The 24989-nt window shown below is 48.2% G+C and carries 20 protein-coding genes and 2 pseudogenes; 6 read left to right on the forward strand and 16 right to left on the reverse strand.

What is annotated here, in order from left to right; translation table 11 throughout:
• Positions 1-29: 29 nt before the first annotated feature.
• Together G8759_RS27455 and G8759_RS27460 are read right to left on the reverse strand one after the other, a co-directional pair.
• Positions 30-278, reverse strand: a complete 249-nt coding sequence (locus G8759_RS27455) for a hypothetical protein (protein WP_167215660.1) — start codon at positions 276-278, stop codon at positions 30-32.
• Positions 279-391: 113 nt separating this feature from the next.
• Entirely contained in the window at positions 392-1636 is a 1245-nt protein-coding gene (locus G8759_RS27460; RefSeq protein WP_167215663.1) for a carboxypeptidase-like regulatory domain-containing protein, read from the reverse strand.
• A 443-nt stretch (positions 1637-2079) separates the two neighbouring features.
• On the opposite strand from G8759_RS27460, the gene G8759_RS27465 reads away from it, so the two are divergent.
• A complete protein-coding gene (locus tag G8759_RS27465) occupies positions 2080-2877 on the forward strand; it encodes an alpha/beta fold hydrolase (protein WP_167215666.1) in 798 nt (265 codons plus the stop codon).
• Positions 2878-2909: 32 nt separating this feature from the next.
• On the opposite strand, the gene G8759_RS27470 is transcribed toward G8759_RS27465, so the two are convergent.
• Positions 2910-3815: a sugar phosphate isomerase/epimerase family protein gene (locus G8759_RS27470; protein WP_167215669.1), complete on the reverse strand. Its 906-nt coding sequence runs from the start codon at positions 3813-3815 to the stop codon at positions 2910-2912.
• A 638-nt stretch (positions 3816-4453) separates the two neighbouring features.
• Between G8759_RS27470 and G8759_RS27475 the strand changes: the two are divergent.
• Positions 4454-7881, forward strand: a pseudogene (locus G8759_RS27475) (HEAT repeat domain-containing protein).
• A 180-nt stretch (positions 7882-8061) separates the two neighbouring features.
• Here the strand turns inward: G8759_RS27475 and G8759_RS27480 are convergent.
• From G8759_RS27480 to G8759_RS27495, 4 genes are read right to left on the reverse strand one after another with little or no spacing between them, the layout of a single operon-like run.
• Positions 8062-8385, reverse strand: coding sequence for a hypothetical protein (locus G8759_RS27480; protein WP_167215672.1), 324 nt, complete (start codon positions 8383-8385; stop codon positions 8062-8064).
• A 2-nt stretch (positions 8386-8387) separates the two neighbouring features.
• Positions 8388-8606: a hypothetical protein gene (locus G8759_RS27485; RefSeq protein ID WP_167215675.1), complete on the reverse strand. Its 219-nt coding sequence runs from the start codon at positions 8604-8606 to the stop codon at positions 8388-8390.
• Positions 8584-9372 carry a thiol-disulfide oxidoreductase DCC family protein gene (locus G8759_RS27490; RefSeq protein WP_167215678.1) on the reverse strand — a complete coding sequence of 263 codons (789 nt, stop codon included), beginning with the start codon at positions 9370-9372 and terminating at the stop codon, positions 8584-8586. The genes G8759_RS27485 and G8759_RS27490 overlap by 23 nt, the downstream gene beginning before the upstream one ends.
• A 52-nt stretch (positions 9373-9424) precedes the next feature.
• Positions 9425-9925, reverse strand: coding sequence for a GbsR/MarR family transcriptional regulator (locus tag G8759_RS27495; RefSeq protein ID WP_167215681.1), 501 nt, complete (start codon positions 9923-9925; stop codon positions 9425-9427).
• A gap of 155 nt (positions 9926-10080) precedes the next feature.
• Between G8759_RS27495 and G8759_RS27500 the strand changes: the two genes are divergently transcribed.
• A complete protein-coding gene (locus tag G8759_RS27500) occupies positions 10081-12480 on the forward strand; it encodes a bifunctional YncE family protein/alkaline phosphatase family protein (RefSeq protein WP_167215684.1) in 2400 nt (799 codons plus the stop codon).
• 89 nt (positions 12481-12569) lie between these two features.
• Here G8759_RS27500 and G8759_RS27505 read toward each other — a convergent pair whose 3' ends face one another.
• The 3 genes from G8759_RS27505 to bshA all read right to left on the reverse strand — a co-directional run bounded on the left by G8759_RS27505 (position 12570) and on the right by bshA (position 15882).
• Positions 12570-13217, reverse strand: a complete 648-nt coding sequence (locus tag G8759_RS27505) for a sterol desaturase family protein (protein WP_162391122.1) — start codon at positions 13215-13217, stop codon at positions 12570-12572.
• A 94-nt stretch (positions 13218-13311) separates the two neighbouring features.
• A complete protein-coding gene (locus tag G8759_RS27510; protein ID WP_167215687.1) occupies positions 13312-14649 on the reverse strand; it encodes an NAD(P)/FAD-dependent oxidoreductase in 1338 nt (445 codons plus the stop codon).
• Between the two features lie 96 nt (positions 14650-14745).
• The gene (gene bshA, locus G8759_RS27515; RefSeq protein WP_167215690.1) at positions 14746-15882 is read right to left on the reverse strand and encodes an N-acetyl-alpha-D-glucosaminyl L-malate synthase BshA; all 1137 of its coding nucleotides are present in this window, start codon (positions 15880-15882) and stop codon (positions 14746-14748) included.
• 223 nt (positions 15883-16105) lie between these two features.
• Here bshA and G8759_RS27520 point away from each other — a divergent pair.
• The 3 genes and pseudogenes from G8759_RS27520 to G8759_RS27530 all read left to right on the forward strand — a co-directional run bounded on the left by G8759_RS27520 (position 16106) and on the right by G8759_RS27530 (position 18383).
• Positions 16106-16980 (forward strand): annotated as a pseudogene (locus G8759_RS27520) (geranylgeranylglycerol-phosphate geranylgeranyltransferase).
• Positions 16981-17181: 201 nt separating this feature from the next.
• Positions 17182-17880 carry a TapB family protein gene (locus G8759_RS27525; protein WP_167215694.1) on the forward strand — a complete coding sequence of 233 codons (699 nt, stop codon included), beginning with the start codon at positions 17182-17184 and terminating at the stop codon, positions 17878-17880.
• Between the two features lie 122 nt (positions 17881-18002).
• Positions 18003-18383: a MerC domain-containing protein gene (locus G8759_RS27530; RefSeq protein ID WP_167215697.1), complete on the forward strand. Its 381-nt coding sequence runs from the start codon at positions 18003-18005 to the stop codon at positions 18381-18383.
• Positions 18384-18493: 110 nt separating this feature from the next.
• Here G8759_RS27530 and G8759_RS27535 read toward each other — a convergent pair whose 3' ends face one another.
• The 6 genes from G8759_RS27535 to G8759_RS27560 all read right to left on the reverse strand — a co-directional run bounded on the left by G8759_RS27535 (position 18494) and on the right by G8759_RS27560 (position 24979).
• Positions 18494-19603, reverse strand: coding sequence for a cytochrome-c peroxidase (locus tag G8759_RS27535; protein ID WP_167215700.1), 1110 nt, complete (start codon positions 19601-19603; stop codon positions 18494-18496).
• Complete coding sequence (locus tag G8759_RS27540) at positions 19600-20415, reverse strand: MbnP family protein (protein WP_167215703.1); 816 nt, start codon at positions 20413-20415, stop codon at positions 19600-19602. The genes G8759_RS27535 and G8759_RS27540 overlap by 4 nt, the downstream gene beginning before the upstream one ends.
• A 41-nt stretch (positions 20416-20456) precedes the next feature.
• Positions 20457-20660: a hypothetical protein gene (locus G8759_RS27545; RefSeq protein WP_167215707.1), complete on the reverse strand. Its 204-nt coding sequence runs from the start codon at positions 20658-20660 to the stop codon at positions 20457-20459.
• A gap of 132 nt (positions 20661-20792) precedes the next feature.
• Positions 20793-22022, reverse strand: coding sequence for a sialidase family protein (locus G8759_RS27550; RefSeq protein WP_167215710.1), 1230 nt, complete (start codon positions 22020-22022; stop codon positions 20793-20795).
• A gap of 47 nt (positions 22023-22069) precedes the next feature.
• Entirely contained in the window at positions 22070-24427 is a 2358-nt protein-coding gene (locus G8759_RS27555) for a TonB-dependent receptor (protein WP_167215713.1), read from the reverse strand.
• 174 nt (positions 24428-24601) lie between these two features.
• Entirely contained in the window at positions 24602-24979 is a 378-nt protein-coding gene (locus G8759_RS27560; RefSeq protein ID WP_232073967.1) for a hypothetical protein, read from the reverse strand.
• Between the last annotated feature and the right edge of the window lie 10 nt (positions 24980-24989).

Raw genomic sequence — 24989 nt, forward strand, 5'->3', positions numbered from 1 at the left:
TCCGTAAGATTCTTAATCTGCCTGTAGCGCTAACTACCTGAGCGCGTAACGTGACCACCTAATGCATAGTTATCGTCCTGATGGTGATCATGCTCACCTGTTGGATCACCATCTTCATCAGTTGGTTCGTCATACAGTTCATCCTCGTTGACTACTTCATCTTCGTCATCCGCATCTTCACTGCTGCTTTGGTTCCGAAAATTGTCGGGATTGATCCGGTCAAGCCGTGAACCGATAAGTTCTACGTCGCCGGACATTGGTTTTAAGAGCGTTATCATGATCGTTGAGTTTTGATTGCTTAGGAGATAACCCGGTTAAATAAGGAAAGTTTATTGCCAAAAAAAAGCCGACCCTGATGGGTCGGCTTTTTTTACAATTTCAGGAAAAAATCTCAAAATGGCACTTCTGTGCAATGATTAGCTTCAATCCAATTGCTTATGGCCCCCGCTGCTGTTACGGCAGCAGACGACGAGATACCTCCACTTGTTTTTGGCAGTTTCGTATTTGAGGGAAAAGCCAGACTATTGGATGGATCCAATTGATAGCCCAGCCCTGCCAGGTAGGTCTCAACAATGGTGACATTTGCCTGTAGAGCACCACTCAGTGTCAGGTGGCCTATAGCATCACTTAATTTAATGGCGGCAACCTGCGTGAAACAATTGGAGATGTTAGCATACCCTCCGGCACGGGCATTGAAAATGGCAATACCTTGTGCCTGTGAATAAGACTTTCCGCCAATGCTCAATGGCCAGTAGCTCACCGACGCTGCAGTACCAACCGGCGACCGGAAATAATACCCCTGGCTGAACGAACACGCATTACAATGGGCGGGTATTGTAATCACCAATTCATCTACCGACGCTGGCTGGATTGTTACATCCGTTGTTTGGTCAAGTACCGAGACGATATAACTACCGGCTGGTATTCCACAGAAGCAATAGGTTCCATCTACATCTGTTACGGCCGTGAAGCTACTCGTACCATTTGTGATTGTGACCGTAGCGCCCACCACAAATGTTGGGGGAAGATCATCACATTGAGCCTGTTTGACAATTCCGCACAGGTGATAACATCCTGGTGTTACCATAGGCTGAAGATCACAGCTGCCGACAGCAATACTGGACACATGGCCTGCATTCTGATCCACATCAACCTTTAAACCAATCTTCAAACTAACTACCGTTGGCGGATTACTGCCATTAAAAGCACTATTCAGACCCGCAACTTTTAAAAAATTACCATCATTATCACTACAATCCTTACCATGTGTAAACCCTTCTTCACTGCTGTTTAGGTTGTTGTCGGCAATGCTTACAAAATCGTAATCGTCTTTTGTTACACAACCCATACTTAAATAGAGTGGTCCACCACCATTGCCAACTTTAGCTATATCATACTCCCAAACATAAGTACTCCCTTGCTGGGTGACAGACTTAAAGGTAACACTGTAATTACCAACCGTTGCGTTTATCGACGACAATCCAGATGAACAGGAAGATGGGTCAATACGGGCTGATGATTTTGCGTTTCCTTTCGATTGAACTGGAGCCAGATCTTTTGTTACAGGCTGACACTGGTTAAAAAGTAGTGTCATACTTACTAGCAGTAAATAGGCGGAATTACGGAGTGTTTTCATGATCATAGTAAAGGATAGATGAATAATTTATTGAAGTCAAAGCCTTCTTTCAGGTATCGACAAACAGTCAGGAAGCTGTAAACCTACCAGTTAACAATAGTAATTTTACCAAAATATATTATAAGGTAATTTCAATATTTAGTTGTATTTTTCACATTATATCACATGATATATTACTAATTTTCAGCTATTTACAACTTCTTAAAATAAATAATTGATTCGCATTATTTTAAGTATATTTACTTAGTATTTTTTTTATATCAATACTAATAAACTAATACATGCTAAGGGTACAGAGTTAGGAAGTAAGCTCTATTGAAGAATATAATCCTTTTATTATACGGTAGTTTTATCAGGTCATCTAAAGTCGGCAAACGCGGTAGAATAAACCCTTGTTAGCCTTATAGATTAACTACTTATCTCTTTTGGCTCCGTTGATGCAGATGATTTATAAACTGTTAATTACGCTCCTTTTCCTGAGCAGTCGAGTAGATGCCCAAACAAGCCGGGAACCCCTATTTACATCCTTCGACGGCACGAAAATTCATTATGATATTCTGGGTGAAGGCAAACCAGTGGTGCTGCTGCACGGCTTCATCAGCACCAGCGAAAGCTGGAAACGAGCGCCTGTCCGGCAGGCGTTGGTCGATGCGGGTTTCAAAGTCGTCATGCTCGATTTGCGCGGGAATGGCCTGTCTGACAAACCCCACACGGCCGAAGCCTATCGCGACAATGCCGAACTCAAAGATGTCATGGCCCTGATGAACCACCTCGGCCTAAAAAACTATGATGTGGTTGGCTATTCACGAGGGGCTATTTTAACGGCAAAATTACTGACGATGGATAAGCAGGTGCACCGGGCCGTTATGGGGGGCATCAGTGTCGATTTCTCCGACCCAAACTGGTACCGACGCAAAAATTTCCATGAAGCCCTGACCAAACCGGGCAGCCATCCCGAATTGCAGGGAGCTATTGATTACGCCAAAAAATCTGGAGCCGACACGGTGGTACTGGCTCGTTTACAGGAGTTTCAGCCCGTTACCACGCGGGCCGAGTTAGGGAAAATAAAAGTCCCCTTACTCGTTGTCAACGGCGACAAGGATAAAGATAACGGTGATCCGCAAACGCTGGTCGATGCGGTGCCGGGTTCGCATCTGGTGATCGTGCCGGGCGATCATGGTGGAGCGATGCGAACCCCAGAGTTCGCCACAGCGGTGGTAGCATTTTTGAAAGAAAAATAAGCAGGACTTTCGCCCGAAACGGTTCAGCGTCCTCAAACTTCGGCCAACTGTTGCTTGACAACCGATAACCCCTGCTTTACTTCATTGTCAAAATCGGCCCAGACACATTCCAGGGACAATCCTCCCTGGTACTTTATTTGTTTCAAAGCACGGAAATAGGGCTTGAAATCATCCCCCTTTACACCGGGTGGTGTGCGGCTCTGTTTTTCTGCGATATGGCAATGGACTATGTACTGACCGTATTTTATGATCTCCTCTGGCTTCTCGTCTTCTTTGAGCATGTGGTAGATATCACATTGCAACCGGAACCAGGGATTATTAACGGCCTGAATAATTTCTACCCCTTCCGCCAGGCTATTGATAAAATTAGTCTCGCCCCGGTTCAGGGGTTCAACGGCCAGCGTAACCCCGTATTTTTCGGCTATGGGAGCCATCTTCTGACACAGAGCGATATGTTGTGCTTTAGCGGTGGCCCGGTCAAACCCATCAGGAATAGCCCGCGAACCACCACTACCAAACACGATATTCTTCGAACCGCATTCTTTTGCTCGTTTGAGAGCCAGTTCGGCCCGTTGTAAAATAGCCTCATGATGCAGTTCTGGCCCTACTGACTTTAGCGTTCCCGGAAAAAAATAGATATAGGATCGAACCGGAATGTTCTCTGTTTTCAGCGCCTGCCGATTTTTTTCGTATTGACTATCCCCCAAATCTGGTATTAGAAACCGACCCACACTTTCCTCGACAAATGAATACCCCAAACCCTTTACCAGACTGGCCTTGTCATAAGAGGTACAAACACCCAACGGCAGCGAAAAGCCAGCACTGGCTTGATCGAAGCTCGTTTGTCGAGCCAGTATGTCAATACCGGATAGTCCGGTTATAAGTCCAGTGGCAGATTTTATAAAATTTCTTCTGGATGTATGGTTTTCCGGTTGCATGCGAATCAATGACAAATGATTTGGTTAAGGAATGAGTATTGGAACCAGGACTTTCGCCAAAGCCCGTGCCACGGTTATTTTAGATCGTCATGATTAACCGTGGCACGGGTTTTGGCGAAAGTCCTGAGTTCAATAGAATAAATAAGTTTAGGCAATAAACAAGCGAAAAGGATCTTGTCCAAGTAGTCCATGGTTTAAGTCAGGAATTTAAGTTGAAGCCCCAAAGTAAGTAACTTGTTGATCAGACTGAAACGAATAGGCTTCCAACTAAAAGTCGTCGTATATACTTAATACTGACTTCTCCCCAAACGACTACACGATTATCCTCCAGGTTCAGGCCGTTCCGTATTTTGGCGATCGCTGATTTTTCAGCAACTTGTTCCTCCTTTAAGCTTTACGACGGGGAAATGGTTGCGTCTGTGATGTGTAGCAGACCGAGACTTACAGAATCTGTCAGATTCGCCGTCAAAAAAGTTTGGAGTACTGCTTACATTGGGACTCACGTCAATAGATAAATCTGGTGGTCAATGCGGAACGTGCAATCTGGTATTACTTTTACCAGTAGTTCCATAGAAAATAAGTAGAGTTGGCAGCTAACGCCTTCTTATTGTCGACATTCCCTATTTATTAGAAAGTATATGAGAAAAAGTACCATGAGTTTATTGAAAAACAAGAAACGGCTCTGGCTCCTCGCGCTGGCCCCCACGCTCTGCTTAGTGGGCTACCAGGTCGAGAAAGACCCAATAGATCGCCGGATCAAACGCATGGCTCCCGAAAAAGCCGCTCAGCTGGCAAAAGCGATCGAGGCCACGGTCACCCCCGAATTAGCCGAGGGGCTGACGTTGCGTTTGTGGGGCGTAGATTCGTTAGTGGCCGATCCGATTGCCATTGATATTGACGATACTGGTAGACTGTATTATACCCGAACCAATCGACAGAAGAATTCCGAATTTGATATTCGGAGCCACCAGGATTGGGAGATCGAATCGAACCGCCTGCAAAGCATTGAAGATAAACGTGCCTTCCTGCACCGGGTCCTGTCGCCCGAAAACAGTGCAAAAAATGACTGGTTAAAAGACCTTAACGGCGACGGCTCCCACGATTGGCGGGACATGACGGTCGAGAAGGAAAATATTTACCGAATCGAAGACACATCCGGTGATGGCGTCGCTGATTTAACACAATTGGTTGTCGACGACTTTCACGACGAAGTAACCGATGTGGCCGGTGGTGTTTTAAGCAATGGTGATGATCTGTTTGTGGCCGTAGCTCCCGATTTGTGGCGCATGAAAGACAAAGACGGCGACGGTATTGCCGAAACAAAAACCTCTATTTCACATGGTTACGGCGTTCATGTAGGCTTTGGCGGCCATGGCATGTCGGGTATCGAGATGGGGCCGGACGGCAAGATCTATTGGCAGATCGGTGATATTGGCTTCAATGGTAAAGGGCCCGATGGACAACAATGGGCGTATCCCAACAGTGGCGTCATCGTGCGATCGAATCCCGATGGTAGCGATTTTGAAGTATTTGCTCATGGTGTCCGCAATACCCACGAATTCGTATTTGATGAATACGGCAACCTGATCAGCGAAGACAATGACGGCGATCATCCGGGCGAGAAAGAGCGACTGGTTTACATTGTTAACGGCTCAGATACGGGCTGGCGCAGCAACTGGCAGTACGGTAAATACCGCGACCCGAATAACAATACCTATAAAGTCTGGATGGACGAACAAATGTATAAGCCTCGCTTTGAGGGTCAGGCCGCTTACATTACGCCAACGATCGCCAACTTTGTGAGTGGTCCGGCGGGAATGCGCTACAATCCGGGTACGGCTTTAAGCCCAGCTTACAAAAACACGTTCTTCATAGCGGAATTTGTGGGCAATCCCGCTCGCTCAGGCATTCATTCCTTTAAGCTGAAACCGAAAGGAGCCTCCTTTGAGTTGGGCGAACAGAAAAAAATTCTAGGCAACGTACTGGCGACTGGTATTGATTTCGGCCCTGATGGTGCACTCTATGTAGCCGACTGGATCAATGGCTGGGATGCCAAAGACTATGGCCGCATCTGGAAACTGGATGATAAAGCAGGCGCTTCATCGGCTGATCGGCAGCGAACCAAAGCCTTACTGGCCGAAAAGTTTGGTCAGCGATCAGAAACTGATTTAGGTGAATTACTGAAGAATCCGGATATGCGCGTTCGGCAAAAAGCCCAGTTTGAATTAGCCAAACGGGGTGCCAATGGCGCTGCTGTTTTTTCTACGGCGATCAAACAAACCGACAATCAGCTGGCCCGTGTACACGGTATCTGGGGTATTAGTCAGCTAACTCGTCAGGATAAGCAATATGGCCAGTTACTGATGCCTTTACTGGAAGATAAAGACCCTGAGATTCGTGCCCAGGCAGCCAAGTGGTTAGGCGATGTTCGTTATAAAGAAGCTGGCGCAGCCCTGATTCCGCTCTTGAAAGATGCCAACAGCCGGGCCCGTTTCTTTGCTGCCGAGGCCCTGGGGCGCATTGCTCATGAGCCTGCCATTCAGCCTATTATTCAACTGCTGGAGGCTAACAACGACGAAGACGCGTACATCCGCCATGCGGGTAGCCTCGCGCTCGCCCGCATCGGGAAAGCAGCTCCTGTTGTGGCTTTGGCCAGTCATTCGTCGCGGGCGGTGCGAATTGCTGCCGTGGTGGCACTTCGGCGCATGAGCGATCCGGGTATCGCCAGTTTCCTGGACGATAAAGATGAGTTTGTCGTGACCGAAGCCGCTCGGGGCATCAACGATGACCTGTCTATTCCAGATGCGTTGCCTGCGTTGGGCAAGGTGCTACAAAAGACGACCTTCACGAACGAAGCCCTGCTACGACGCGTCATCAATGCGAATTTGCGGGTAGGCACCCCTGAAGCGATGCAAACCTTAATTGACTATTCCCAGAAAGAAGGCAACCCACTAGCCATGCGGGCCGAAGCGCTGGAAGCGCTTAGTACCTGGGCTAAACCCTCCGTACTGGATCGGGTTGATGGGCGCTACCGGGGTGTCATTGAGCGAGATGCAGCTATGCTCAAAACGAAAACTGCCGATAGCTACATCAAGTTGTTGACTCATCCAGAATTGACGCTACGGCTGAGTGCGATCAAAGCCATCACGAAGCTAAACCTGATTGAAGCTTCTGAGCCGTTGTTCAGCCGGTTGACGGGCGACAAAGAAGCGGCTGTCCGGATCGCTGCTTTGCGGGCGTTGGCTTCGATGAACGATAAACAAGTTAGTAAAGCCATTGAAACAGCCCTGGCCGACAGCGAAAAAAGCGTACGGGTAGCAGGGTTAGATTTATTAGCCAAATCCGACATGCCCAAAGACAGGATGGTGAGTTTATTGACAGAGGTGATCAATACCCGTACAACCGAAGAAAAGCAGGCAGCTCTGCTTACGCTGGGAAAACTTCCAATTGCCAGTTCACAGAAGGCGTTCGATCAATTTCTGGCTAAAATGACCGCAGGTACGATGCCCGCCGAACTTCAACTGGAATTAGAAGAGGCAATCGAAAGCAGTCATTCTCCTCAATTGGCTGCCCGCTATAAAGCAATCACGTCTAAACTGTCACCAGATGCTCTGGCCGCATCCTACAAAGGGAGTTTACTCGGAGGTGAACCCGATTTAGGCCGACGAATCTTTTTCCGTCACCAAACAGCGCAGTGCATCCGCTGTCATGCCTATGATGACCTGGGGGCAATGCTGGTCCTCGTCTGAACGGCGTTGCAAGCCGGCTCACTCGTGAACAACTGCTCGAAGCCCTGATCAACCCAAGCGCCCGTTTAGCACCTGGATTTGGTACGGTCAACCTCAAGCTTAAAAATGGCAAAACAGTCAGCGGTATTTTGCAGGGTGAGACCAGCACTGAGATCAAGGTAAAAGTGGGTGATCAGCCAGATACCGCCATCCGTAAAGATCAGGTTGCGAAGCGAACAACCGCTCCATCGAGCATGCCCGAAATGAAATACCTACTGACAAAGCGGGAAATTCGGGATGTGGTTAGTTTCCTGTCGACATTGAAGGAGGATAAGTAAAATTCATTCGACATTTCGTTGGAAAATTCTGATTTAACCAGTTGATTGATTGCTGGTTAAATCAGAATTTTTATTGATTAATTCGCAGAAGCAAACGGGCAATCTACGCGTATGATCAACCCCTCAAACTGTATACTGGCTGCTACTATATCAACCTGGTAAACAGCCACATCTGCTGTTTCATGATTGATAGATCATACGATTTATCAAGAACAATCCACTTACAGAATTGGCCAGCAAAGCGATCGTCGGATACAGAATAAACAGCGCCGTATTGCCCTCAATGTTGTATGGAAGACCTAACCAATTCGTTGCAAAGTCATACAGGATTATCCAAACGATACCAGCAACCACATTACTCAGGATCCACTTCAGCAAAAATTCTGGCTTTCCCGCTCTGATTATCAGCGGGATGAATAGGGTGTTAATGAGTTGGCCCACATAATAGGCAACAACGCCATTATGGATCGTTTGCTGTTTTACGGTCACTAAATAGGGTCCCAATTTCACCCAGATAAAAATGTAACAGGAATCGTAATGAACCACAGACCGGGTCGGGCAACGGCCGGGTGACTTCTGAAAACCAGATATTGTGCTACCGTTACCAGAATGGGGAAGAGTAATATACCCATTAATCCCGTCATCCAGCTCAGCATATGAGCCAACACGGGTAGTAAGACCCAGCGCTGATACATTCGATCATCAAAAATGCATAGGACTGCCATAACTGTCCAGTAGTAAAAGACTTAAAATCGTGAAGCAGACGCTTAGCCAGGGACTTAGACCAAGTCGGTAGGTCCGGATAAAATGCTGGCCAATCAGGAGAGCAAAGCCAACCAGAGGCAGAATCGCCCAGCCTGTTATTGCTCCCAGTATAGTAATGGTTCCTCCTATCAGCAGGCTCATTCCTAAATGGCCTGTATAGTCCAGCATTGTTTCGAGCAGGTTATGGCGGTGCGTAAGGATAAAGTATAGCCCGGCTAAAGTCAGTTGCCCGACTACCAATCCTAAAAATGCGGGTGGCCAGACATGGACATATCCTGTAGCGAAAAGGCCGGAAACAAGGCCAAAGATGACCAGGATGAAGGCAAGCCGTTGCCCAATGTGAAACTCCGGCTGAAGATCCAGTAACTGCCACCGGCCGGGTGCCGATGTAATAATAATCCGACGGTTATAGGAAATGAAGGCGTATAGTTTCTGCAAAATCACCTTGACCAATGTAAACGACAACAGCTTTTCGATCCGATCGCTCCGTCGGCCAAACGCGTAAATCCAGGTATCAACTCCATATAATGTCTCTCCGCCATCCAGGTCGACCATGGGTATTTCGTGACGGGCCCGTTGTTGGTCTAACCGACTGATTATAGTATGTTGCACCAGTTGGTCGTTGCTTAGTCGGGTTAAGCTCCCGCTCTGATCGGCGGCTACCATGCCTTTCGTATAAAGTCGACACATCGGGCAGCTTCCGTCATAGATAATTAGTTTATTCATAACTTATTGTTTTTAAATTTTCAAAAACAATTGAAATATAGGGGCAAAAAAATCATCGGAATACTTTCAAAAACTGCCCCATCAGCCAGTTTTCTTCTGCTTTAATGACCGCGTTGAGGGTGTTATCCGCAAAGCCAACCACGCTACTTAAACCTGTCATTACCCGCTGGAATTCCTGTGCTTCGGGTGTGTCGGCCGGTATCGATTTAAGCTCATTCAATACCTCAACAACTGGCGTAATCTCACGGCGTCGACGTTCTTTAGCCACCTGACGCGCTACTTTCCAGATGTCCTTTTCGGCAATAAAAAATTCCCTACGCTCACCGGGTTTGAGGTGTTTGTAAATTAACCCCCAATCCATCAGATCGCGCAGGTTCATGCTGGCATTACCCCGCGAGATCTGCAACTGTTCCATGACATCTTCCGTCGCCAGCGGATCGGGCGAGATCAACAGCAACGCGTGGAGTTGCGCCATCGAACGATTAATACCCCACTGGGTCGCCAACGTTCCCCAGGTGTGTATAAATTTGTCTTTTGCTTCTTCGAATGTCATGCCCAAAGGTAGGTCAAAGTTTTTTATCTTTCAAAATATTTTGAAAGATTTATACAATCAAAAAAGATGAGTAGTTGATTAACCATAGTTGCTTAACAAGACCATAACATACCAGATTCGAATCAATCTTAACTTTGCCAAAAACATCCTTTGTTATGCGTATTCTACTTTCGGCATTTCTTCTCATTAGTACGCATGTATTCGTCCTTGCCCAAACGCCCAAGACGGTCTCCCGTCTGACGCTACCCAATGGGTGGGGACTAACCCCTGTTGGTAGATCGATACCGCTGGGTGATTTGCCACTCAATCTGGCAGTTTCACCAAATAGCAAACGACTGGCGGTCACAAACAATGGACAAAGCACGCAGAGCATACAGCTGATTGATCTATCGGAAGAAAAAGTATTGAGTGAGGTAGAGATTGCGAAGTCGTGGGTTGGCCTGCGGTTCAGTCCGGATGGCAAAAAACTGCTCGCGTCGGGTGGCAACGATAACCGCGTGCTTATTTACGACGTAACGGGCGACAAGCTTACTAAAATAGATTCAGTTGTACTCGGAAAACCCTGGCCAAACCGTATTTCGGTAGCCGGCATCGAAACAGACAAAACCGGATCAACGCTCTATGCCGTCACTAAAGATGACAGTATGCTGTATGTCTGCGACCTGGCGACAAAGCAGGTTAAAAACCGTATAAAGTTGCCTGCCGAAGCGTATACCTGCCTGCGCTCACCGATATCCGACGAGCTATTTATTACGGTATGGGGTGGCGACAAAGTATTGATTTACGATCCCAAACAGCAGAAAATAACCGGGGAAATTAGCACCGGCAGTCGCCCGAATGACCTCGTTTTTACCCGAAATGGCAAATTCCTGTTTGTGGCCAATGCCAATGAAAACTCGGTTTCGGTTATTGATGTCAAGACCCGGAAGGTTCTGGAAACCGTCACGACGGCACTCTATCCAGACGCACCAGCAGGTAGTACACCCAATGGACTGGCCCTCTCAAGCGACCAGAAATCATTATTGGTTGCCAACGCCGATAATAACTGCCTGGCCGTATTCGACGTATCAAATCCCGGCCGTAGCCGGTCACTCGGATTCATTCCGACCGGCTGGTACCCGACGGCCGTGAAGGTCGTTGGCAAAAAGGTGCTGGTTGCCAATGGCAAAGGATTTTCGTCTAAAGCAAATCCGAATGGGCCAAACCCCTACAAACGGCGTGAAAGTGGAACGGAATACATCGCTGGTCTTTTTAAAGGCACGCTGTCTTTGTTTGATTTACCCAAACCCGCCGAACTGACAAGCTTGACTAAGCTGGTTTACCAGAATACGCCCTACACAAAGGAGAAGGAAAAACTGGCAGCTGGCGAGCAGAATAATCCAATTCCGAAACGGGTGGGCGAAAAATCAGCGCAAATCAAGTACGTTTTTTACATTATCAAGGAGAATCGCACCTACGACCAGGTTTTCGGAGATATGCCGGGCGGTAATGGCGACACTTCCTTGTGTTTGTTTCCGGAGAAAGTTACGCCTAATCAACATGCGCTGGCCCGCGAGTTTATTCTGCTCGACAATTTCTACGTCGATGCCGAAGTGAGCGCCGATGGACACAACTGGTCAACAGCTGCCTATGCCAATGATTATGTTGAAAAGAACTGGCCTACCAGCTATGGCGGCCGGGGTGGCACTTACGATTTTGAAGGAAGCCGTCCGATCGCGTATCCAAAGAAAGGCTTCATCTGGGATTATTGCCAGCGGGCGGGTGTTCGTTACCGAAGCTACGGTGAGTTCGAAGCCTATTCGAAACGAAAAGGGTCAGCATTAGATGGCCGGTTTGCACCAAATTATCCCGACTACGATCTGAAAATCAAAGATATCGACCGGGTAGACGTCTGGAAGAAAGACATTGACTCACTGATTGCGGCCAATGCGGTTCCGCACTTCAGCAGCATCCGGCTTGGCAATAACCACACCAGCGGTGCCCGAATTGGCGCACCAACGCCAGCTGCCCACGTGGCGGATAATGATCTGGCGTTAGGCCGTTTTATCGAGTACCTGTCCAAGAGCCCAATCTGGAAAGAATCGGCCGTATTTGTGCTCGAAGACGACGCCCAGAATGGGGCCGATCATGTTGACGCCCACCGATCACCCGCGCTGGTAATCAGTCCTTACACCAAACGGAAACACGTAGAACATACCATGTACTCAACCTCAGGAATGCTGCGCACAATGGAGCTAATTTTAGGTCTCCCGCCCATGAGCCAGTACGATGCGGCCGCAACCCCCATGTTTGCCTGTTTCACCAATACCCCTACCCTGACCCCCTATACACACATTCCTGCCAATATTGATCTCGATGCCAAGAACACAGCCATGACTGAGCCGGCGCGCCAGTCCGAAAAACTGGATCTGCGTTTTGCCGACAAAATCGACGATCGGTTGTTTAACGAGATCATCTGGAAGGCGGTTAAAGGTGAACACTCGATTATGCCAGCACCCAGACGGGGCGCCTTCTTGCAGGTGGCTGAAGCCGACGATGATGACGACGATAAGTGAGTCGGAATATAGTCATGCCCCAATTGCCTGCTACCAAAAAGCCCTGCCGGACTGTTCCGGCAGGGCTTTTTGGTGATTGATTCGTACGATTACTTCTGAAACGACCTGAAAATATAATCCCACATTGGCGACGAAACGCCGTAATTGCTTTCAGGATTCTTGTAATGGTGAACACTGTGATTGATCCACAGCTGCTTAAAGAAATTCTTGGGCGGAGCGTAGGCATGAACGATAAAGTGTACCGCCAGATAGCCCGAATAACCTACCAGAAAACCAGGGAAGAACGCATAAGCGGCTTCACCCATGATCAGGAAAAATAGGCCGAAGAAAGCGCCAGCCACAAAAATAGCCAGAGCCGGAGGCATGGCCAGCCGGGTTTTATCCTTCGGATATTCGTGGTGGATACCGTGAAATGTGTACTGAATTTTAGCGCGTTTCGGCGTGGTAGGTGCCAGATGATATAAGTAGCGGTGTAAAACGTATTCAAACAGGGTGAATACCAGTAAACCCGTTATGAATAGCGTAGCAATAGTGCTCGTACTCATAGCTGTATACGTGAAAGCATACCAACCTAGAAAGACGGACAGAACCAACCACATCGAGATAGGAACCATGATGTGGGTACGCGAAAGTGCTTCAAGTATTGGGTTATCAAATAGTTTTTTCGTGCCGCTGTTTTTTGGTCGGGTTTTACCATGGCCGGCCATTGTTTGCAACTTCTCGGTAGTTGATTCCATAGAGCAGATACGTTGACAATAAAGTAATAGTGCAAAATTACAACGAAAATTGGGTTCGTCATCCCAGATAGTAAATTTGGTTTACTATCTCAATTCATGTTTTGCTAACCTCCAACTGGTCGGATAGTTTTTCCTGCATCGCCATCAGGTTTCCCTTAGGCAATTTAGGCTTGATTATTAATCGTAGTGAATTACTATAGGTCAGATAGTTAAACATCCAGTTCAGGAATATAGCCAGACGGTTTTTCACACCAACTATTGACATTAAGTGAACAAACAACCATGTTAGCCACGCAAAAAATCCCTGAAACTTAAAAAATGGCAAATCGACTACAGCCAGTCCACGACCGATAGTAGCCATTGTGCCCAGATCATGATAGGTAAACTCCTCTAACGGTTCGTTCCGAATCAGATGAAAAAGGTTTTTAGCCAGATGGCGTCCCTGCTGAATAGCCGGTTGTGCCACCTGCGGATGCCCATTCGGCCATTTCTCTTCAGTCATCAGCGCCACGTCGCCAATGGCAAATATATCGGTAAAGCCCTGAACCTGGTTATAGCGATTGACCAGCACGCGTCCACCCCGCCCAATGACCTCCGCAGGAAGCCCCGCGAGGGGATTCGCCTTAACGCCAGCTGCCCAGATCAGGTTATTCGTTCGCAATGTCGACCCATCGTTCATGGTAACGATTTTCCCGTCAAAATCTTTTACCCGCGTGTTCAGCCGAACATTCACGCCCAGTTCTTTCAGATAGGCCAATGAGTGCTCCTGTGATTCGACCGACATTGGCCCCAATAGCTCCCCGCCCGACTCGATGAGGTAGATATCCATCATCTTAAAGTCCAATTCTGGGTAATCCTTGGGCAGAACGGTCCGACGCATTTCGGCCAGTGTACCACAAAGCTCCACGCCCGTTGGCCCTCCCCCAACGACGACCACATCCATAAGCCCCTCTTTTTCGTCCTCGGTTTCGACACTCAGCGCATCTTCGAAGTTTTGCAGCATCCGGTTGCGTAACGCAATCGCTTCCGAAACCGACTTCATTGACAGCGCTTTTTCAATAATGTTCTGCTGATTAAAAAAATTAGTGTCGGCACCGGTAGCCATGACGAGGTAATCGTACGTAATCGGTCCCAGTTCGGTATCAACTGTTTTGTCGACGGTACGAACACCCGTTACGCTAGTTACCCTGATGTGTACGTTCTTGCAGTTGCCAAACACCGTCCGTAGCGGAAACAGAATAGAATTGGCCTCCAGCCCGGCCGTAGCCACCTGGTAATACAGGGGCTGAAATTCATGGTAGTTCTGCTTATTGATCAGTACGACCTGAAATTCTTTTTTTCGGGATAACTTACGGGCTAGTTTCAAGCCACCAAAGCCTGCGCCGACAATAACAACGCGCTTCCTATCCGTTTGGGGTATGTTTGGGTTCATGGATTGAGTTACGATTTATAAGAGGTCTATGACGATTTAAAGGGATTTAAATGGCCTGCCGTCCCTCATAAATCGTTCTGCCACTCTGTTTGTTCACTACACTGCCAGCCGGGACTCTTTCAACACCCGCTCATAGTGAGCTTCATAAAGCGGCAAGATACGGGATAACTCGAATTCCTTGGCTCTTGCCAGCGCATTTGCCTTGAAAGTAGGCAGATGTTCATCGTCTAAAACATAGAGTGCGTTTTTGACCATGTCATCTACATCGCCAACCGGGCTCAGGAAACCCGTTACGCCCTGCACGTTCAATTCAGGAAGCCCTCCGGCGTTTGATGTGATCAGCGGTACTTCGCACGCCATTGCTTCGAGGGCGGCCAGGCCAAAACTCTCGTTTTCAGAAGGCATCACGAATAAATCGGCTACCGACAACACTTCTTCGACCGCATCCAGTTTACCCAGAAACCGCACCTGATCGTAGATCCCCAGGTCGCGCACCAACCGCTCTATTCGCGCACGTTCGGGCCCATCGCCAACCAGCAATAGCTTTGCCGGTATCTGTTTCTGAATATGAAAAAACATCATAACAGCATCGTCGATCCGCTTTACCCGACGGAAGTTTGACGTGTGCACAATCAGCTTTTCACCGTTCGGGCAGATCGCTTTCTTGAAGTGCTCTTTCTGCTGACGCCGGAATCGATCCAGATCAATGAAGTTTGGAATGACTTCAATATCGCGGTGAACCTTAAAATGTGCGTACGTATCCTGCCGAAGATTTTCGGAAACCGACGTAACACCATCCGACTCGTTGATACTGAACGTCACCACGGGCTCATACGATGCATCCTTACCAACAAGTGTGATGTCAGTACCATGAAGTGTTGTTACAACAGGCACATTCCGCCCCTGCGAGCGTAGAATCATTTTAGCCATATAAGCCGCAGATGCGTGCGGAATAGCATAGTGAACGTGTAGTAAATCTACGTTTTCGTTCGTTACTACATTAACCATTTCGCTGGCCAGAGCCGACTCATAGGGAGCGTACTGAAAGAGCGGATATGATGGTATATTTACTTCGTGATAAAAAACGTTTTCGTTGAAAAAATCGAGCCGAGGTGGTTGTTGATAGGTGATGAAGTGAATCTGGTGGCCATTTTTAGCCAGTGCTTTACCAAGTTCGGTGGCGACAACGCCACTGCCCCCAAAAGTCGGGTAGCATACAATACCGATTTTCATGTATTAAGCCCTGTGGGCTGGGAACGATTTGTTCGAACAACACCAAACATATACCAAAAGAATCCCGAAGGCTAGGATTTGGTAATTGGCCTAATCCGGGTAAATACATTATTGGCCGATTGGTTCTCTGCCCAGTTGCGTGAATCAATTACCGAATTACACCAATCACCAGATTCCGGTAGTTACCTAATCACGAAAACCCTTATTTTTGCAAAAAAACGCCATGTCTACGCGTCAGCCTATCCCCTTTTCGGCCTTCGCATTCGGATTCCTGCGGCTGATCCGAGTGCAGAATCTGCTGATTGTGGTATTGACGCAATTTCTGGCCCGGCTTGTTCTGGTTGGCCCTCGCGAAGCCTGGCCCCGGCTTCTGACCGACCCAACCATTTGGCTCCTTTCGTTATCGACCGTTTGTATTGCAGCAGCGGGTTACATCATCAACGACTATTTCGACATCAAGATTGATCTCGTCAATAAGCCCGACCGCGTGGTCATAGGTCGTTATCTGAAGCGTCGGGTAGCCATTGGCACGCATCAACTCCTCAACATAATCGGCTGTCTGATTGGCTTATATCTGAGTAAGTGGGTATTTCTGACCGATGTTATTTCGGTATCACTTTTGTGGCTTTATTCAGCCCAGCTAAAGCGACAGCCTTTCATCGGAAACATTGTTGTTTCGCTGTTAACTGCGTTGTCGCTTATCGTTCTGGCGGTTTATTACCGTCAGAATGCCGAAATGCTACTTATTTATGCCCTGTTTTCGTTCGGCATTTCGCTTGTCCGTGAAATCATCAAAGACATGCAGGATGTTCGGGGGATGCCCGGTTCGGGTGCCGCACATTGCCGATCGTCTGGGGCCTGCGCCGAACCAAATACCTGCTCTACGTACTCATCGGGTCATTTATTTTCTGTATGTTTCTTATTGCCGATTCGCTTAGTAATCTGCGTCTTGGCCTGATCTTCCTAGTACTTCTGATTCCGCTCATCTGGCTCACCTACCGTCTTGTTTTTGCCGACACCCGACGTGACTTCGGCTACCTGAGCAACCTCTGTAAGCTTATTATGCTTCTGGGTGTTGTAAGCATGGTATGGGCATAAAGACAGGTTGTTCACGAAATACCGCCTGCTGAGAACTACCTGCTACCGTTTACTCAAGAGCCTGACTATTAATTGTTAGTTACATATACATTTGTTTTCATCAGGCTTTGTGCAGAATCCGTGCTACGGTTAAGCCTGACGATCAATAAACCGTGGCACGGATTCTGCCTGAGGCTTATTCCAACTAAACTCGTCTTTTGTATGAAAACGCTTGCCTTTGCACTGCTCGCCATTTGCATGACCATAAGCCGTAGCCAGTCGCAGGACTGTATGGGCATTACGTTTAAAGCCGGAATGAACTTTGAAATGAGCACATTCAGCGGTAAAGATAAACCTACGGGCAAAATCATCTATCAGGTAAAAGATGTCCACAAAGAAGGCAGTTCAACTATTATGGACATAGTGGCTCAGTTTCAGGACGAAAAAGGCAATCAACGGCCCTCGTATCCGATTCACTATACCTGCACGGGCGATGAGCTGGTGGCCGACTTATCGGGCATGGCGCAGGGCATGCAGAGTAGTATGAAGGATATGGAAATGAAGCTGAAAACAAACAAACTGGTTTATCCGGGCAAACTCAGCGTCGGCCAGAAACTATCAGATGGACAAATGGACGCTGATATGCTGAGCAATGGGAATACGATGATGACAATGTCGATGACGATGAGTAACCGGCAGGTCGAAGGTCAGCAATCAGTCACCACACCCGCCGGTACGTTCGATACCTACAAAGTCACGTCCGACATGAATTTTGAGAACCGCATGATGGGCATTCCTATCCGGGGCACCATGCGTGTGGTAAGCTACCGGGCCAACAATCAGCTGCTGGACATTAAGTCAGAAACCTACAACAAGAATGGTAAACTGATGGGTTACACGCTGTTAAGCAAGGTGAACTAATTTATTTCCGTACGGCCTCTGGTAGATGTAGAACAAAAAATTATATTTGCGCAACTTTGTTGCAAAAAAGCCGGTTAAGAGAAGGTACGATTGACCGAAGCATCGTACTTTTGCGTTTGCCCATGAAAACAGATATTCTCTCTCGCAAAGCTGACTACATTGGCATTACCGGGTCGGTATTGTGTATTATCCACTGCCTGATTACGCCTATTCTATTGATGTCCACTGCTTTGCTTCAGGATGAACACCTTCGCTTCGGTTACCTGAGCCTGGACTACCTCTTTATCGGCGTCAACATTGTTGCCGTTTATTCGGCAACACGCCATTATGCGCTACCAGCCGTCAAAAAATCACTCTGGGGCTTTCTAAGCCTGTTCACCATCGCCATTTTGATGGAAGACGTTAGCCCAATCTTTGAATACATAGGCTATGCAGCGTCGGCGGGTCTGGTGATTACCCATCTGATCAACATCCGCCAGCACCGTTTACAGCACGTTCATTAATCTGAATCGGGATTACGCAGATTTGAGGATTAATCTGATTTTGTTAATCAATTTGCTGAAAGCAAAATCCCGAAAATCCTCAAATCTGCGTAATCCCGGTTCTGACCTTACTAATTCGGCCCGAATGCCCGATTGGTTATAAACGTGTTATCGGTCAGCGTTTTCAGGAAGCTGATCACCTGTTGCTGTTCGGTGGCAGTTAATGCAATGCCGAGCTGACCACTTGCTTTCAGAGCCGGATCGAGCGTAGGACTGTCTTTCACTCCTGTAGAATAGTGGTTGAGCACCTGCTCCAAAGTTGTGAAGCGTCCATCGTGCATGTAAGGAAATGTGCGTTCAACATTGCGCAGGCTGGGCACTTTAAATTTCAGCCGATCGACTTCATTGAGCGTAATTGTATAACGCCCCTGATCGTTGATGCTACTTGCAGGAAGCCCGTTATTGCGATAGCTGTAATCCGTGAATAAATCGGTGGCATGACAGGTCGCACACTTCTGCTTGAATAGCGTCAGTCCCGCCAGTTCATCACTTGTCAGATCGCCCCCGGATTCTTTCCGTACGTATTTATCATAGCGCGAATCAGCGGAAACGAGCGTCAGGACAAACTGCGAAATCGCTTTCAGGAACTGCGCCGTCGTAACGGTGTCTGAACCAAAGGCGGACTTAAACATTTGCGGATATTTGGGACTTTGCTGCACCCGCGCCAGGACATTGGCAAACTTCATGTCCATTTCAACCGGATTGGTGAGCGGGGCAATAAACAGTGTGTTTAGATCCGTGATACCACCATCCCAGAAAAACTCGCGCCCCCAGGCCGCATTTTGCAGACTGGGCACGTTACGCGTTCCAAATTTATTGTCTATTCCATGACTCAGCGCATGGTCGGAGTGGGCAAAACCGGCGAACTGCTGGTGACAGAATCCACAACTGACCGTGCTATCGCGAGACAGCTGGGTGTCATAAAATAACGACTTTCCTAGAGCTACGCCCTCAACCGTGAGCTGGTTCTGACTAAGGTCGTAAACGGGACTGGGAAAATTGGCCGGTTTCCGTAACGGAACCGGCGTAGTATGAAATTGCACACCACCCGTATCTGTCGTATCGGGAGCGGGGTCATCACTACCGCCCGATTTTGTTTGACAGGCCACGGCAAGCCCAAACAAAAAGAGACTGATGACCAGTCCTAGCTTTTTAGCGCTATGAAAAGTACATCGCGTCATTGGTTTGCCTGAATCCGGTCGTAACTAAACATGGCTGCGTAATTATTGGCAATATTTGTCGAATAGGGATCAAACATAACTGATGAATTCTGGGCAATACTCAGTTTTGTCGAGCCATTAAATACCTTCAATACATCGGTCTTCAGTTGAACTTTAGGTTTGACAGCAGGGTCAACTTTTACCACATCGCCGTTAAACGATAACGAGATCGTACGTAGGTTATTAATCGTCTTTTTCCCGTTGAATCCTCCGCCAAAACCACCGATATGGTAAAAGAAGGTATTATTCTGAGCGGCCGGTGCCAGTGGCGATGTACCTTCCAGTTTCATAAAAATATATCCTGAATTCCATTCCCAGTACATCCCATCGTTTAAAGCAGGGTCGAGCACACCCGTTCGCAGGCTAATGTCGGCCAGACTACGCAGGCTGTCTACACCCACCACAAATGTCATTCCCGTATAGTTTCCGGATGGTATGCTTGCCAGCGTCAGCGAGAGTGAAGCGGGCTTCTCTTCTTCAACCAGAAAATAGCTGGCTGCCTGCGGTAGCGTATACGTACTGCCATCTTCTTTTTTGAGCTGAATGTTACTTACAAAATAATTGAATTTCGTAACAACAAACGACTCTCCGACTGCATTCTGATAGGTGGTGGCGTTTAGCTTAAGGTCCTGATTACCTGCAATGTTGTCGAATGTCAGCGATAATGAGCCAATCGGTTCAGGGGGAACATAGGGATTGGTTGTGTCGCAGGAAAAGACGGCGAATCCAATTGTCCCCATCAACACCAGTGATAAAAGGAAATAATTTTTCATGACGCCAAGTTTCGAGGTTACTTTACTCGCAATACGTTGATTTACCTTAACCCGTTGCGGCTATAAAGGATAATTAATGTCACGATACTCCCGCTAACGATCATCAGGAACAGCCAGATAAGCGCATTCGCTGCACTAAAGGGTTGTTGTGTACATTCGTTCAGAAAGCCTGCCAGGGTACCCATGCAGATGCCAATCATACAAACGAAAATAAACTGAATAATGGGCGGTAATCGACGCAGCATAGCCGTTGGGACGTAAGAATAACGAACCGGTTACTATTCTATTTTTAGTGTTCACCAGTTCGTTCAGGAAGAAATTGTCCGGCATGTATTTCGACTATCGGTTGCCTGTTTACCAACCTGCCAGAACCAATTCTATAGTGTATCCACTAACCGGGTCACTATCAGCGTATTCTGCGAATTTGTTGTCTGTTCATACGCAATAAGTAGACCTCTTTTCGTGGCCAGCACAGCCGGATACATCGCATCGGCAGTTTCGGTTGTCAGGTACGTTGTTGAACCCACGTCCTTTCCCAATACCGTTCGCATCCCGATCCGCTGAACAAATGACCCCATTTCGCCAGAGCCGTCTTTAGAAACCGATTCATCCCAGAGCCAAACGATTCGCCCATTCGCCGTTGCTACCTGCGGATGTTTCGCCCGGCTCGTCAATACGCTTGCCACCAACTTTTCGGAACCTAACCGGGCCAATCGAAGTCCTGGCGCGTCTTCTTTTCCCGAAAACCACGTCATCAATAGATCATTGCCCAATTCAGTTACTACCGGCCCCGCGTGTGGACAAGCATTCACCTGCCAATGATCGGCAAATACAAGCTGCGGTTTGCTGAACGTTTTGCCGCCGTCGGTCGAAACAGCCGTACTGATGTCGCGGGAAGCAACCTCACCCGATCTGGTGGCAGGGATCAGGTCGCGATACGTCAGATGAATGTTTTTCCTGGCATCGACAAATACGTTCGTCCGGCAACACTGGCAGGCATTATTATCCACCAGCACAGCCGGGCCGAACCCTTTGCCTTCGGCAGTCTGAGCAAATACGACCGGACGGCCTTCCAGACCGGGCAATTTCTCATCAAGCCACACTACACCGATTTCACCGTTAGACAGACGCGCCATATCCGCAAACGAATGGCTTTTCCCCGGCGTTGCATCCTGATGAACTGGCTTCGGTTCCGTCCAGTTTTTGCCCTGATCGGTTGACATGGTGTACAGTAAATCACCAGCAAAGCGCGACGCTGACGTAGGGCGCGGTACTTCAAAAATGGCGATGAGCGTACCATCTGCTTTGACCGCAATTTTAGGCATTCCTTCCGCGTGGGCAGCGATGTTTGCCGGCGCTTTCACACGAATTTTCGGACCAAATGCGGGGGCCGTTCCGTCGCCACGATCATTCGCCGATATAGCAAAGTAGAATGCAGTTCCTTTTTCCCCGTCTTTTTCCACCCAGCTCAGGAGTGGATTTCCGACCGCATCGGTCGTCAGACGAGGGGTTGCACCAACGAATTGTGGATTAGAAACGGTTGTTTCGGTAGCCGGTGCAAAGGCCATCAACCAACCAAGAAGAGCGATTAGAAATGAGTATGTCATGTTGTTTATGGTTTATGGAAGCCAGTCCAAGCGAACCGGCCGCATTGTCATTTACCGGAAAAACTATACTGAATGCCGAACACAAATGTGCGGGGAGCTGCCGGGGTATAGGTGGTTCGATCAGTGGCATTATTGCCCCGTGTTGCATTTGTGGCGAATAGCGCATCGGTAACATTGAGTAGGTTCGAATACAGTTCAATACCCTTCCATTGATACCCGATTCGTGCATTGGCAAAGTCATAGCCACCATAGCTAACCGTATTGGTCTGATTTTGAAACCAGCTCGACACGTGCTGCCATTCTACCGACATCCGGAAGTTTTTCAGCCAGGCCGGATAGTAACTGATCTCCGTATTCCAGAGGGTGCGAGGAGCCGAAGGCATATCTTTACCATCAACGTTCTGCACCGCATCGGATGCCCGTTGACTAAGCGTAAATTCCACAAACCGATGCACAACGTGCGTCCCTCCAAACCGGAAGAATACCTGTTTTGAAGGCCGGTACGTGACGCCCAGTTCAACACCCCGATGCATTGTCCGGCCCGCTGACTGGTAGTCGGTTGAGTTATCGGGCTGGCGGATGTTGAGCAGTTCGTTCCTGCCGTTCATCTGATAGAGCGCTCCATCAACGTACACCTTATTGTTGAACAATGAAGCCCAGCCGCCGATTTCCGTATTGTCGAAGGTGGCTGGTTGAAGATTGTAGTAGAACAAATCGCCGGAAGCCGTTGGTACGGTTCGCTTTATGAAAATCGACGTAAGGGCCGGGGGCGAAAAACCCTTCGAATAATTAGCATACAGACCCATACTGGATGGTCCCTTCCCATTTCCCAGATCATACGTGACCCCGATTTTTGGCGTAGCCTGACTATATGATTTATCGCCTGAACTCTTATCCAGTGCATTAATATAGTCGAAGGCCATCCGGTCGTAGCGGAGCCCCGCCGATACCCGCAGTTTGGGCAATGGCTCGAAATCATATTGCAGATAAGCTGCTATGTTGTGAATATCGGCCTGATAATTAGCGAGCTGAATGTCTGGTCTTTCTTTTATCAGCGTGTATTTCGCAACTGATTTTTTGTCGGCTCGTAATTCAGCCGCCATATCGGTCTGATAGGCATAATATGTATTTGGCGACAGGTCGAGTGTGGCCCCGACAAGTAGCTTGCTGTTCAGAAAACTTAGCTTTTGTGTATGCTGGGCAATGAAGCCATAACTCTTGAAATCGTTGCTGTTAATTTGCCCCGTAGCGGTTGAAGAACCCGTTGTCCAGCGAATCGCATAGGCGGGGTTTTGCCCCACACTGTTATTCCGCACAAAGGCCGTTATGAACGATTGTGATCCATCTTTCCAATCCTGTTCGAGCGTCAGGCGACTACGGAGTGAGAACGTTTTTCGATAGGTAAAGTCAGTTGTGCTGACGTACTGACGGGCAAAAAACGCGGTACTATCGACGCTACCGCTAGTCTGCGAATTGTAGTCGTTGTAGGAGAGCGTTCCCGTCAGGCGCGTACGGGGTGTAAACGCATAGTCGAGCCGGGCAAAATAAGAAGACTTGTCGTAGTCAGAGCTGGCCAGCCAGGAATCACGCTGCTGGGACACAAACCCTCCCAGATAAATACCAAATTTACCCTGTTGAACTCCCGTACCAAATTGAAGCCGCTGGTATCCCCATTGGTCGAACTGGATGCCCACTCGGGCAGTTGGCACAGCAGTTGGGCGTTGGGTGATGAAGTTTACGGCTCCGCCCACTGCCTCTGGCCCATAAATTGAGGATACTGGTCCCTTCACTACCTCGATGGAGCTAACCGTAAACTGATTCAATTCGAGCAAGGCGTTGTGATTGAACACGCCCATTGGCCGAATCGGAACGCCATCTTCCAGGTATAGAAAATACGCATTGGTGGTCATCGGCTGCCGAATCGCCATCATGTGCTGCTCATTGTTCAGGTTAACCATCAGCACACCCGGTGTTTTATTGATCACCTCATAAATACTGGTCGGCTTTGTCTCTTCGATTAGTCTGGGCGACAGTTTTGAGATAGCAATCGGTGTTTCGGTACGCAACGCGGCTTCCCGATTGCCTGTTACCACAACCGTCTGTAAGTCTTCAACGGCTGGTTCAAGAGCGATGTGTAGGGGCTGATTGGGCGTTAACGTCACTTGTTGTCGGCGATATCCCACAGCCGACACAATGACCTCGTTAACAGTGGGCGTAAGTGAGAACCGTCCGTTTGCGTCCGTAACGACACCGGATTTTCCATCGGGAGCCGCCAGGGTTACACCGGGTATGGGTTCTTTGGTCTGTGCGTCAAAAATCAGCCCTTGACGATTGGATTGAGCAGTTGCCCCCAAGGCAATCGCAACCCATATGCCAATGGCTATTAGCAACTTATACGTTTTCACGAGAAGCTAGTTTAAGTCAAGAAAATAAAATGGAGAAGGCTACTGGGATGAAGCCCAGGGATGCCATTTGTATCATTTCCGCACTAGAAACCACTTGTAGTTCATGGACAGGAATAGCTCCTGCGTCTGCACGACAAAAATTGCTCCAAATGACGGATAGATAAACGACTTGACTTAAAACCGCGGAGGGCGGAAGAACCCCATCAACGGGGTCAGAGCAATCGAACGTGTATACTCGAAGAAATTTATTGACTGAGCCTCCGTCCAGACGGGGCCAAACGAATACTGTTGACTAACCTCAAAGAACAACTGCAAAACGGGCGAATTTTGAACTCGTTCGGTGGTTTCCTTATCCTGCTTGTCCTGTTGGGCTTTTAGCTGCTTAGCCAGATAGCATTGGCCATCGCAGTGGAGTTGGGGCTTATCGCGATTTTCGCACAAAACACGGGCGATATAGTCTCTATTGGCATGATAATACGCAATGGTCCCCCACTGACTGACCGTTGGCAGCAGTGTTGCAACGAGGAGTACAAAGACCAGTACGTTTTTCATGATGAGCAAA

Origin of the sequence: Spirosoma aureum (assembly GCF_011604685.1) — a bacterium.
GTDB classification, from domain to species: domain Bacteria; phylum Bacteroidota; class Bacteroidia; order Cytophagales; family Spirosomataceae; genus Spirosoma; species Spirosoma aureum.

What these genes read in the sequence shown, in the direction of transcription:
- G8759_RS27455 (WP_167215660.1), bottom strand. Translation starts at nt 278, where the DNA reads ATGATAACGCTCTTAAAACCAATGTCCGGCGACGTAGAACTTATCGGT.
- G8759_RS27460 (WP_167215663.1), bottom strand. Translation starts at nt 1,636, where the DNA reads ATGAAAACACTCCGTAATTCCGCCTATTTACTGCTAGTAAGTATGACA.
- G8759_RS27465 (WP_167215666.1), top strand. Translation starts at nt 2,080, where the DNA reads ATGATTTATAAACTGTTAATTACGCTCCTTTTCCTGAGCAGTCGAGTA.
- G8759_RS27470 (WP_167215669.1), bottom strand. Translation starts at nt 3,815, where the DNA reads ATGCAACCGGAAAACCATACATCCAGAAGAAATTTTATAAAATCTGCC.
- G8759_RS27485 (WP_167215675.1), bottom strand. Translation starts at nt 8,606, where the DNA reads ATGGCAGTCCTATGCATTTTTGATGATCGAATGTATCAGCGCTGGGTC.
- G8759_RS27490 (WP_167215678.1), bottom strand. Translation starts at nt 9,372, where the DNA reads ATGAATAAACTAATTATCTATGACGGAAGCTGCCCGATGTGTCGACTT.
- G8759_RS27495 (WP_167215681.1), bottom strand. Translation starts at nt 9,925, where the DNA reads ATGACATTCGAAGAAGCAAAAGACAAATTTATACACACCTGGGGAACG.
- G8759_RS27500 (WP_167215684.1), top strand. Translation starts at nt 10,081, where the DNA reads ATGCGTATTCTACTTTCGGCATTTCTTCTCATTAGTACGCATGTATTC.
- G8759_RS27505 (WP_162391122.1), bottom strand. Translation starts at nt 13,217, where the DNA reads ATGGAATCAACTACCGAGAAGTTGCAAACAATGGCCGGCCATGGTAAA.
- G8759_RS27510 (WP_167215687.1), bottom strand. Translation starts at nt 14,649, where the DNA reads ATGAACCCAAACATACCCCAAACGGATAGGAAGCGCGTTGTTATTGTC.
- bshA (WP_167215690.1), bottom strand. Translation starts at nt 15,882, where the DNA reads ATGAAAATCGGTATTGTATGCTACCCGACTTTTGGGGGCAGTGGCGTT.
- G8759_RS27525 (WP_167215694.1), top strand. Translation starts at nt 17,182, where the DNA reads ATGAAAACGCTTGCCTTTGCACTGCTCGCCATTTGCATGACCATAAGC.
- G8759_RS27530 (WP_167215697.1), top strand. Translation starts at nt 18,003, where the DNA reads ATGAAAACAGATATTCTCTCTCGCAAAGCTGACTACATTGGCATTACC.
- G8759_RS27535 (WP_167215700.1), bottom strand. Translation starts at nt 19,603, where the DNA reads ATGACGCGATGTACTTTTCATAGCGCTAAAAAGCTAGGACTGGTCATC.
- G8759_RS27540 (WP_167215703.1), bottom strand. Translation starts at nt 20,415, where the DNA reads ATGAAAAATTATTTCCTTTTATCACTGGTGTTGATGGGGACAATTGGA.
- G8759_RS27545 (WP_167215707.1), bottom strand. Translation starts at nt 20,660, where the DNA reads ATGCTGCGTCGATTACCGCCCATTATTCAGTTTATTTTCGTTTGTATG.
- G8759_RS27550 (WP_167215710.1), bottom strand. Translation starts at nt 22,022, where the DNA reads ATGACATACTCATTTCTAATCGCTCTTCTTGGTTGGTTGATGGCCTTT.
- G8759_RS27560 (WP_232073967.1), bottom strand. Translation starts at nt 24,979, where the DNA reads ATGAAAAACGTACTGGTCTTTGTACTCCTCGTTGCAACACTGCTGCCA.